The organism is Faecalibaculum rodentium, from assembly GCF_001564455.1.
GTDB lineage: Bacteria > Bacillota_I > Bacilli_A > Erysipelotrichales > Erysipelotrichaceae > Faecalibaculum > Faecalibaculum rodentium.
The window spans coordinates 1,221,808-1,232,704 of sequence record NZ_CP011391.1 but is presented as its reverse complement, the minus strand read 5'-3'; the positions used below and the strand labels follow the sequence as shown (position 1 = coordinate 1,232,704).

Genomic DNA, 10,897 nt, shown 5'->3' with positions numbered 1-10,897 from the left:
AGAGACAGACGGTCAGGGCCAGTCTGTCTGAAAATGACCGGATGACACAGCAAGGGAACCTGCGATATAATTTTGGATACGAAAGTGAGAAATCTGCCATGAAACTGAGTGAAAGCTTTTTTTATACGCTGCGGGAGAATGCCCGTGATGAAGACAGCATCTCCAGCAATCTGCTGGTCCGGGCTGGAATGATCAAAAAGGTCTCCAACGGCATTTACATGATCATGCCCATGGGCAAGAAGGTCCTGAAAAACATCGAGGAAATCGTCCGCGAGGAAATGGATGCCAAAGGTGCCCAGGAACTTCTGATGCCGGCCATTATCCCGGAAGAAGTCTATATCAAGTCCGGCCGCCGGGAAGCCTTCGGGGACAACATGTTCACCCTGAAAGACCGGTATGGCAAATCCTACTCCCTGGGACCGACCCATGAAGAACTGTTCACGGTGGCTGCAGCCATGGATGGGCGCAGCTACAAGGACTTTCCCTACAACCTGTACCAGATCCAGCACAAATACCGGGACGAACCCAGACCGCGGTTCGGCCTGATCCGGGTCCGTGAATTCATCATGAAGGACGCCTATACCTTTGACATCAACCAGGAGGGACTGGATGCCGGCTATGCGAAAATGTATGACGCCTACTGCCGCATTTTTGACCGCCTGGGTCTGGATTACCGCATCGTCAAGGCTGACACAGGTGTCATGGGCGGACTGCTGTCCGAAGAATACCAGGCGCTGTCTTCCATTGGCGAGGACACGGTGGTCCACTGTCCGTCCTGCGGCTTCAGTTCTAACCTGGAAATCACCGAGGTGCCGGACACAGCTGCAATGGATGCATCCGACCCCCTGGAGATGGAAAAGCGCCATACGCCCAATGCCGGTACCATCGAGGAAATTTCGGCATTCCTGGAACGGGAGCCGTCTGATTTTGTCAAAACGCTGATCTATGATGCCGACGGCAAGCTTTATGCCTTCTGTCTGCCCGGGGACCGCGAACTGAATGAAACCAAGGCAGGCAAGCTGCTGGGGGCACTGGAACTCACTCTGGCGACACCAGAACAGGTGCAGGAAGCTACGAAGGCGGCTGTCGGGTTTGCCGGGCCTGTCGGACTGGATATTCCCGTGATCCTGGACCGTCAGGTGCTGAAAAAGAAAAACTTCATCGTCGGCGCCAACGAGACGGATCACCATTTCCTGAATGTGAATGTTACTGACTTCGAACCCTGGAAAGTTGCGGATATTTCACAGGTCAGAGAAGGGGACATCTGCCCGAACTGTGGAGAACCGCTGGCATTCGAGCACGGCATCGAAGTGGGAAACCTGTTCAAGCTCGGAACCAAGTATGCGGAAAGCATGGATCTGAAGTATCTGGACGAGAACAACCAGCTGCAGCCTGTCTGGATGGGCAGCTACGGTATCGGGCTGGAACGCTGCATGGCGGCAGTCGCCGACCAGCATCATGATGAAGCGGGTCTTATCTGGCCCCTGGAAATTGCCCCTTTCCAGATTGCCATAGTGCCTGTTTCCATGAAAAACGAGACTCAGGCAAAGGCTGCGCTGAAGCTGTATGAAGACCTGAAAGCTGCCGGTGTGCAGGTGGTCCTGGATGACCGTCCGGAGCGTGCGGGTGTCAAATTCAAGGACATGGAACTCATAGGCATTCCATACCGTGTCACAGTCGGCAGAGGCATCGACAGCGGCATGGTCGAATGGACCGAGCGTGAAAGCGGTGTCAGGGAAGAAATCCCCGTGGATATGGTCAAAGAACGCATATTGAGCCTGATTGGCTGATATGTATTTCGTTGAAATACACCTGTTCATATGCTAGAGTATAGTTTGTTTCAGACAACTCCAGTCTCTTTGAGCCGGAGGCTGGCTTAGACAATCCAAGGAAGGAGCATTCCCATGAACAAAAACATCCACATCGGCAACCGGCAGGTTCTTCTGAACTATTCCCAGTCCTACCCCAAAAACAGGGAGACCCTGCTGGCATCTCCGGCGTTCCTGAAGTTTGTGACCTACTTTATCGGACAGCAGAAGGAAAGCAGCCCGGAGATGTACGATTACCTGCGGCAGCAGGGAAAATACTCTGTCGCGGAAAGTGCAAAAAAAGTTGTTCATTTCCTGCGTGAACTGGCTGTCTTCCAGCTGGACGAAATTGAAAGTCCCTATCTGGAAAACATCGAACTCATGCTGGATATCATCGAGAAAGCGTATCACGAATGGCGGAGCCTCCAGAGATTCGGATACATGACATCCGACAACGCGCCGGATTTCGGAATCAACACCCTGGTTTACAAGGATTCCCACCTCAATGACCTGATTCTGAGAACCTACCGTCTGTTTGAGGAAAAGCTCAAGGGACGGCCGAATCTGGTATACCGTCAGGTGCAGGCCGGCACCAATGCCTGCTTCTCTGTGCATCATCAGGAAGAGCCGTTTGCTGAAGGCTACGAAGCGCTGGCAAAGATTCCGGTGATCGATACCGTCATGCTGCGGACTCCGATGATCCTTCACCCGAAATCCAGCAAGCGGACAGGCATGTTCACGGAAACAGATGTCAACCCCATGACTTACCTGAACATGGACCCGGAAGAGTGGTTCTGCTTCCCCATGAAGGTGGGCAGTCTGCTGTGCTATGTCTATTTCAATGCCAAGTACACCGCCAGTGCTCTGTCCCTGGCCAATCTGTTTGAAATTGCAACCAAAGAAGAGACCACCGGCAAGCCGGATCTCGTGGTGATTTTCGGCAACGAAGACGGAAAGAACGCCACGGAGTTTTATCACGACACAGACAACAACATCTGGGTTGGCTGCATTTCGGACCACCCGAGAATCGAATACTTTGGCTATCTGAAGAAAATGTCCCTGACTCTGCACAACCTGGCAATGATGGAAAAAGGCTGGCTGCCGATCCACGGAGCGTTTGTCAACATCACCCTGAAGGACGGCCGCAAGAAAGGCATCATGCTCATGGGTGACTCCGGTGCCGGAAAATCCGAGTCCATCGAGGCGCTCAAAGCCGCGGGGAAGGACAAGATCAAAGATATCGAGGTCGTGTTCGATGATATGGGGACCATCCACCTGGAAAACGGCGTTCCCTATGGACAGGGCACTGAAATCGGCGCTTTTGTCCGCCTGGATGACCTGGATCCGGGTACAGCCTACCGGGATATGGACCGTTCCATTTTCATGGGTCCGGAAAACAAAAATGCCCGGATGGTGTCCCCGGCCGCTCCCTATCGGGTCGTTGTGCACAATCATCCGATCGATCTGTTCTGCTATGCGAACAACTACACAGACAAGCTGGGCATGAACGAGCTGTCTGTGGAAGAAGCCAAGGAAACCTGCAAAATGGGCAAGCGCATGGCGCTGGGAACCACGCAGGAGGTCGGGATCTCCACCACCTATTTTGCGAATCCGTTTGGCCCCATGCAGAAGCAGGAACTCTGTGAACCGATCATCGATGAAGTGTTCACAGCCCTCAAGGAAAACGGAACGTACCTGGGGGAAATCTATACGCACCTTGGGTTCGACAAGGAAAACCGTGATGGAATCAATGATGCAGCTGCCCAGCTGCTGTCCTTCATCACAGAAGAATAACAAACGGACTTAGAAAGAAATTTGACTCATGAATCTCTATTCTGTATATTCACCTGACCGCATCCGCAAGGCCGTGCTGAACAGCTTCGGCTGGATGGCCGGCGGTCTGGTGATCACGGGAGCGGTCTCCGCTGTGCTTTACTCCAGTGGAACGTTCCTGAACATGCTCTACAACGTGCCCATGCTCAGCCTGATCCTTGCGCTTGCACAGATCGTGCTCACAATTTCCATCACTGCCGGGATCTACCGCATGAAGGAGTCCACCATGAAGGTCCTGTACGTGATTTATGCAGCGACCATGGGGGTCTCCCTGACAAGTCTGGCCTATGTCTATGACCTGGGAACCATTGCCTTGGCTTTCGTGGTCAGCGCGGTGTATTTCCTGTGTCTGGTTGCCATTGGCTATACCACGAAGATGGATCTGACACGGATCGGGACGATCTGCATCGGCGGCCTCATTGCGCTGGTGATCACCCAGCTTCTGCTGATCCTGTTTCACGTTCCCATGATGGTGCGGCTGATGAGCATTGTCGGTCTGCTGATTTTCACCGGACTGACAGCCTGGGATATCCAGCGTCTGCCTGTGATGCTGGAACAGGCCGAAGGTACCATGATGGAGGGAAAGCTGTCGATTTTCATGGCACTGGAGCTGTACCTGGATTTCATCAATATCTTCCTGTACATCCTTCGGCTGCTTGGAAGCCGTTCCAGCAACAACTGATTATTCCGGAAAACTGGCTGTTCTTGCCAGTTTTTTATTTTCGTCAAATCCTGGTATATAGTACAGATGCAGGCGGGAAGCAACAGAGACCGATGAATGGCTAAGGCAGCAGCATGAGAACAGACAATCGTATTGGAAGCTGCAGCGGACACATCCGCACAAGCCGGTTTGCGACAGGAACTGATTGACCGCACCGCCACAACAAAAGGAGCCGGAAATGCACTGATGCAGTTCCGGCTCCATGATGTTTCCTGACTCTGTTGACTGGTCTTTCACTATTTCCGACTGCGGTTTAACCCGTCTTCTGGCGCCCGCTGCGGTTCCGGGACAGTCAGCAGCAGGTCAAGCGCGTCCGTGAGACTTGATCTGATATAGTCTGCTCCAGCTGATTCCAGTTCCTGACGGGAACCGAAGCCTGACAGCAGTCCAACAGATGGTATTCCGTTTTCAGCCGCTCCATGGATATCGTGCAGCCTGTCCCCGACCATGACGACGGGTCTTTGATCGAATGCTGCCAGGGCATCCGCAATGATTTCCGATTTCAGGACTTTTGATTCATCCAGTGTGGCTCCGAATACACCGTCAATGTACTGTCGGAGATCAAAATGATCCAGGATCCTTTCTGCATACACCTGCGGCTTGGATGTGGCAACCACCAGCGTTTTCCCGGCTTCCTTGAGTGCCTTCAGCACGCTGACTGTATCGGGGTACAGCTTGTTCTCGTAAATGCCTTTTTGCTCGAAGTATTCCCGGAATCGAAGGACGGATTCCACCGGATCTACACCGTAGACAGCCTGCAGTTCAGGGCCCAGAGGAGGGCCGATGAATCTGCGGCAGCGGGAAGGGGACTCCTGGATCCCGTAGGTCTGCAGGGCATAGACTACGGAATTAGTTATGCCTTCTTCCGGATCTGTCAATGTTCCATCCAGATCGAAGAGTATCAAATCAACCATATATATCAGCTCCTTTTCCGGCATCTGCAGGCATAGAAAACTGCCGGGTAAAAAAAAGAGGACCGCAGGGTCCCTGTTTTTATGTCCGTTGGTGGGGACAGTGGGACTTGAACCCACACGAGATTGCTCTCAACGGATTTTAAGTCCGTTGCGTCTGCCGATTTCGCCATATCCCCAAATGGAGGTTCCGGCCAGATTCGAACTGGCGGTCACAGAGTTGCAGTCTATTGCCTTAGCCCCTTGGCTACGGAACCATGTCGCTTGCGCCTGTTTATAATACCGTGAATGGTCGAATGACGCAAGCTTTTTTTGTTTTCGAAGAGTTTGAAAGGGTTCCCGTATCCGTACATCCTGAAGAATGTCCAGTATACGCTCTGATTCCTGGATGAGGGAACCGGAACCTGTCAGTCAAGAACGATTTGTATGTTCTCGGGTTTTCCCATCACTTGTGTTACGTAGTCCCGTACATAGGCTCTGCTGCAGTCCTGGCCCTGAACCACCGTCACATACTGCGTGGCAGCTTCCTCATCTGTATAATCCCGGAACAGCTGGGTGTTGTATCGTCGCAGATCCGGAGAAATCCAGGTGACAGTCGGCGTAAAGGACGGATCGACAATCGTGGCTCTTTTTGTGTCAAAATCGTAGTCGATTGTGAACTGCGCCATGCCTCCCACCATTGTGCAGTTCTGGTCCTGGCCGGAAATGAAGTTGCCCAGAGAATAATAGACAAGTGTCTGCTGGTCTTCGCTTTCCAGAAGCTCGGCCGGCTGAATCACATGGGGATGGGAGCCGATGACGGCCTCTACGCCTTTTTTGTGCAGATACGCCGCCACCTGTTTCTGCATGTCGGATGGCTGGTTCTGGTATTCGACACCCCAGTGCATGGATACGATTTGCACATCGCTGGCGGCAGTCAGGGGATCCAGTATTTTGTCCATCAGTGCATAATCCACTTCACCGGTTTCTTCATTTTTGACAAACACATTCACCAGCCATGGCTTGTCCTCAGGCAGGGTATATCCGTTGAGTCCATAGGTGAAGCTTGCCAGACCGACTTTGATGCCGTTGACATCCATGACAGCTGGCATGGTCTGGCTGCCTGCATCCGGATAGGTGCCGGTGTAGAAAATGCCGGGATACTTCTCGTTGATGTATGCCATTTCTGCCAGGAGTCCGTCTGCACCGGCATCCATGGAGTGATTGGAACTCGTGGAAAACCAGTTCAGTCCCATCCCCGCCAGGGTGTCGATCATCTCCAGTGGTCCATTGAAGGAAGGATATCCTGACAGACCGAATGCATCCCCGGCACAGGGTGTCTCGAAATTGATATATGCAATGTCCGAGTTCTGAAAATACGGTGTAACCTCCGAGTACATTCCCGAATAGTCCCGGTTTCCGTTATCCTGTTCGTGGTAGACAAACAGCGTGTCGTGCAGCAGGTTGTCACCCACTCCAGTAAACGTAAATGAACTTGTCCGGTCATTTGCCTGTATGCGGGCAGAGGTGTCATCTGTGGCAGGAACACCCGGCCCTGCAATCTGACATGCAGCCAGCCCCAGGCACAGCAGGATGGTTCCGGCTGTATGCCAGACTCTCTGTTTTCGATTTGTGCTCATATCACGATTTTAGCACTGGCGGTTGATTCGCTGCGGGTTCTGTTGCAAAATCGGCTATGATATCTCATGAAAGGTGAATCACATGAAACCGACCAATCCTCTCAAACAGATGCCCAGCCTCAGGGAACTGGACAAACAGAACAAACACATTCATCTGATGCTGTCCCTGACCATGATTGTCCTCAGTGCCCTTGGCCAGACCTTCGTGATGCAGGTGTTCATGGATCCCTGCAACCTGATTTCCGGAGGCTTTACAGGAATCGCCCTGTTCATGCAGAAGGTGCTGGCCAGAATCGGGATCCCCTTTTCCACATCCGTCGGCATTCTGGTGCTCAATGTGCCGGCAGCCATCTGGGCCTACAAACGGATTTCCAAGCGGTTTGTCATGCTGACGGCGATTCAGTTTACCCTCGTATCCCTGTTTCTGGAGATCTTCACGTTCACGCCTCTGGTGGAAGACAAAGTGCTGAATATCCTCTTTGGCGGGATCGGCTGGGGGTTCACCATAGCCCTTGCGCTCCGGGCGGGAGGCAGCACCGGTGGAACTGACTTTATTGCACAGTATGTCAGCACAAAGCTGCACAAAAGCATTTTTGAATACGTCTTTTATGCCAACTGTGTCATGTATGTTCTGTATGGCTTCTCTTTTGGCTGGATGGCAGCGGGGTATTCGATCCTGTTTCAGTTCCTGTCAACAAAATCCATATCTTCGCTGTATCAGCGGTACTCACAGGTCACGGTGCAGTTCACGACTACGGATCCGGATCAGGTTGCAGATGCTTTCTTTACCGTCTGTCATCATGGCATGTCCATCATTGACGCAACCGGGGCCTATTCCGGCAGGCGGTATTATATCTGTCAGGCCGTGATTTCGTCTTATGAGCTCCCGGATGTGATCGCCAATGTCCGGCGTGTGGATCCCACGGTGATCGTCAACACGCTTTCGACCAACAGTTTTTATGGCTCTTTTTACCAGCAGCCCATCGAATGATCCAGCAGGCAGCCAGGCAGGCTGCTTTTCTGTTGTCCTGGACGCTCCTGAAGGTTCATGACTGTCTGTTATTTCTTACTTGTCCGAAGCTGTCATATGCCGGACATCCGGTCGGCCCAGGTAATCGAGTAGGTGTCATCAGACCCTCTCACACCACCCAGCGTGCCGTTCGGCACTGGGCGGTTCGTACAAATGATTTCATGAACCTTTCTGCCACCGTATCGAAGTATTCCTCTATGGTCAGGAGGCCTTTCTTCTTCAGGTGTATATTTCTGATATACTTGTTCAGGAACGTGACTGCACAACGGACACATCCTTGTCGTGCACACGCATATGAGTGAGCCTTGTCTCTGGGACATCCCAGTTTGATGAGGCTCTCTTCTTTTTTCCTGATGCTTTTCCACTGCTTCCAGATAATGGCCCTGATTCTTCTCCGGAGCTTGCTGTCCAGTTTCCGCATGTTCTTTTTATACATCCATGCGCATCTGAAATAATTGCTCCATCCCCTGATGACTTGGTTGATTTTTTCCATTCTTTCTTCAAGGGATACGCTCCAGTTCCGCTTCGTCAGCTTCATCATCTTCTGTTCGAACTCATGGATGGATTTCTCATGCGGTATCGCCTTCCATTCCCTTTTGTTCTTTGTAAAACCAAACCCCAGATATTTCACTTCATCCGGTCTGGCCACTTTCGATTTTGAAGCATTCACTTCCAGCTTCAGCTTCTTTTCCAGATGATTGCTGAATGACTTCATCACCCTGTTGGCGGCGGCTTCCGACTTCACATAGATGAGCATATCGTCTGCGTATCTCGTGAATCTCAGCCCTCTGCTTTCCAGTTCCTTGTCGGCCTGGTCCAGATAGATGTTGGCCAGTACCGGTGAAAGCGGTCCTCCCTGTGGGATACCCCTTTCCGTCCTGGTCAGTTTGCCGTCTATCATGACTCCTGCCCTGACGAATTTCCTCGTCAGGGCAGTTATATCTCTGTTGTGAAACAGGTTGTCTATCAGTCGTATCAGTCTGTCCTGGTCCACCGTGTCGAAGAATTTCCTCAGGTCGATGTCGACGATCCAGTCATACCCGTCGTTCATGAACTCAAGGCCTTTCAGTATCGCCTGTTCACATCTCCTGTTCTTCCTGAACCCGTATGAGCTGTTGCTCATCTCGAAGTCCTTCCTATAATCCAGATAGTTTGCCAGACAGGCCTGTATGACTCTATCTCTGGCAGCCGGGACATTGAGCCCCTGCATGCTCCCATCCGGTTTCGGGGTATCGGTCCTTTTGGCTGGCAGTGGTTTATAACTGCGGTCCAGTATCTGTTCCCGCAGTCGCTCCCAATACTCTCCGGGGCAGGCAGGAAGTTCTCTGGCTTTGACTCCATCTACCCCTGCAGCTCCATTGTTTCGCCGTACCTGTCTGCACGCATTGGTCAGGTTCTCCATGGAGAAGATTTCCTGTGTGCTCAGGTCTTCCGGCTGTATCAGTCTTATTTGGTCCATGACTGCCCCTTTCTTTCACGTGTTCCCGCACTGCCCTTCCTTACTCATCTTCAGGGGCTCTCTGGGTTTGTCCTTTCTCGGTTTTTCGTGCAGGAAGCATTCCTGATATTTGCAGTAAATTGTACGTTCGGCCCTTCACTCCATCCCCATTACAGGGACTTCCTCGTTACTATGGCCTCGGCTGACTTCCTGCCATTCGTTGTTACTGCGGAAGGCGTGTCATCGTGGCTTGATGGTTCCTTTCGCTGACAGGACCTCCCCGGGTAAGGTCATACATCTTTCATTCCATACACCTGCCGCATCTACCACAGACAGTCATCCGCAACTATTATGATTTGCACTGTCTGGCACGCTCGTCTCCGTCTATGGCCTTATATGCGATTCGTGTTCCTCAGGCCGGAACTTTGCCGCCGGGCTTCTTTCAGAACTCCTGTTACCAGAGAGCCCCTTGCCTTGGGCTAATGGTTAGCGGTTGCGATGATACGCTCCCATAGTGGACTTTCACCACCTAGATGTATGCCATGCCGGGCACACCAGAAAAAGACCGGCCGCAGCGCAAGGCCGCAGCCGGACAGAATCGGGAATCACAGCAGCTGCAGCAGCATGCCGGAAACCGTGCCTGTGATCAGCAGGATGAGAAAAACGCGCAGCACTGTTTTCCACGGCGCATGATACTGAATCAGCACGAGAGGTCCGAGTCCGGCATTGGAGACCAGACCGGCGAACAGGCTTCCGAAGCTCAGGGTCCCGAATTCAAACAGCTCGGTGAGAACGACTGTTGCCGCGCAGTTGGGGATGAATCCGAACAGGGCTGCCAGCAGCGGCTGAAACCAGCTGCCGGTCAGCAGGAATCCCGCCAGTGTTTCTTCTCCCACCCAGTGGACCAGGGCTGTGAAGAGAACTGTAACAGCAAATACCCAGGCGTAGATTTTCAGCGTCCGGAGCAGGGCACTTTTCCAGATCGGTATATCGGGGTAACAGCAGGGACAGGCCCCGGCTGTGGCAGTGTCCTTTTCCAATTCTTCTTCCTGCTCCTCTTCGGGCAAGTCCTCAAACCTCTGTATACTCTGGGGAAACAGACGGTCAGTCAGGTAACCTGCCAGAACCGCCACAATGAACTTCAGGATCAGAATCAGCACCAGCGATCCATAGAGGTCAGGGTGTGACAGGAGTATGGGTATCGCTTCGTCGCTCGTGGCCACAAAAACCGCGATCATGGTTCCCAGTGTGATGTTTCCCTGCATGAAGAGCATTCCGGCGAGAATCGAGAACCCGCACTGGGGAATCAGACCGATCAACGCGCCGACGAGCGGGCCATATTTCTGCAGGGCATAGAACATCGGGCTGTCATCACCGGGTCGCCGTTCAAACCATTCGATGACGAGATAAGCTGCAAACAGCAGCGGAAGCATTGCCCAGGTATCTTCCAGGGAATGCTCCAGTATTTCCAGGATAAACTCCAACTGTATTCCTCCATTTCCATGATCTGCCAGCAGACAGGCAGATGCTCTGACTG

The 10,897-nt window shown here is 52.4% G+C and carries 9 protein-coding genes and 2 tRNA genes; 4 read left to right on the top strand and 7 right to left on the bottom strand.

All coding sequences use genetic code 11. The annotated features are described in order from the left end of the window. The first annotated feature begins 98 nt into the window (after positions 1-98). From aalo17_RS06025 to aalo17_RS06015, 3 genes are all read left to right on the top strand, one after another. The gene (locus aalo17_RS06025) at positions 99-1,790 is read left to right on the top strand and encodes a proline--tRNA ligase (RefSeq protein WP_067560149.1); all 1,692 of its coding nucleotides are present in this window, start codon (positions 99-101) and stop codon (positions 1,788-1,790) included. 114 nt (positions 1,791-1,904) lie between these two features. Then, the gene (locus aalo17_RS06020) at positions 1,905-3,602 is read left to right on the top strand and encodes a phosphoenolpyruvate carboxykinase (ATP) (RefSeq protein WP_067556891.1); all 1,698 of its coding nucleotides are present in this window, start codon (positions 1,905-1,907) and stop codon (positions 3,600-3,602) included. Positions 3,603-3,630: 28 nt separating this feature from the next. Further along, a complete protein-coding gene (locus aalo17_RS06015; RefSeq protein ID WP_082743274.1) occupies positions 3,631-4,323 on the top strand; it encodes a Bax inhibitor-1/YccA family protein in 693 nt (230 codons plus the stop codon). On the opposite strand, the gene aalo17_RS12600 is transcribed toward aalo17_RS06015, so the two are convergent. The 5 genes from aalo17_RS12600 to aalo17_RS05995 all read right to left on the bottom strand — a co-directional run bounded on the left by aalo17_RS12600 (position 4,324) and on the right by aalo17_RS05995 (position 6,892). After that, positions 4,324-4,566: a hypothetical protein gene (locus tag aalo17_RS12600; protein ID WP_145907547.1), complete on the bottom strand. Its 243-nt coding sequence runs from the start codon at positions 4,564-4,566 to the stop codon at positions 4,324-4,326. Positions 4,567-4,598: 32 nt separating this feature from the next. Further along, positions 4,599-5,276: an HAD hydrolase-like protein gene (locus aalo17_RS06010; protein WP_082743273.1), complete on the bottom strand. Its 678-nt coding sequence runs from the start codon at positions 5,274-5,276 to the stop codon at positions 4,599-4,601. An 89-nt stretch (positions 5,277-5,365) separates the two neighbouring features. Continuing rightward, positions 5,366-5,452, bottom strand: a tRNA-Leu gene (locus aalo17_RS06005). A gap of 3 nt (positions 5,453-5,455) precedes the next feature. After that, a tRNA-Cys gene (locus aalo17_RS06000) sits at positions 5,456-5,530 on the bottom strand. Between the two features lie 150 nt (positions 5,531-5,680). Further along, positions 5,681-6,892 carry a CapA family protein gene (locus tag aalo17_RS05995; protein ID WP_067556888.1) on the bottom strand — a complete coding sequence of 404 codons (1,212 nt, stop codon included), beginning with the start codon at positions 6,890-6,892 and terminating at the stop codon, positions 5,681-5,683. 82 nt (positions 6,893-6,974) lie between these two features. On the opposite strand from aalo17_RS05995, the gene aalo17_RS05990 reads away from it, so the two are divergent. Then, on the top strand, positions 6,975-7,883 hold the full coding sequence (locus aalo17_RS05990) for a YitT family protein (RefSeq protein ID WP_236940522.1): 909 nt from the start codon (positions 6,975-6,977) through the stop codon (positions 7,881-7,883). 148 nt (positions 7,884-8,031) lie between these two features. Here aalo17_RS05990 and ltrA read toward each other — a convergent pair whose 3' ends face one another. Next, the gene (gene ltrA, locus aalo17_RS05985) at positions 8,032-9,381 is read right to left on the bottom strand and encodes a group II intron reverse transcriptase/maturase (RefSeq protein WP_067556885.1); all 1,350 of its coding nucleotides are present in this window, start codon (positions 9,379-9,381) and stop codon (positions 8,032-8,034) included. A 584-nt stretch (positions 9,382-9,965) separates the two neighbouring features. After that, positions 9,966-10,844 carry a putative manganese transporter gene (locus aalo17_RS05980; protein ID WP_067556882.1) on the bottom strand — a complete coding sequence of 293 codons (879 nt, stop codon included), beginning with the start codon at positions 10,842-10,844 and terminating at the stop codon, positions 9,966-9,968. Positions 10,845-10,897 lie beyond the last annotated feature (53 nt).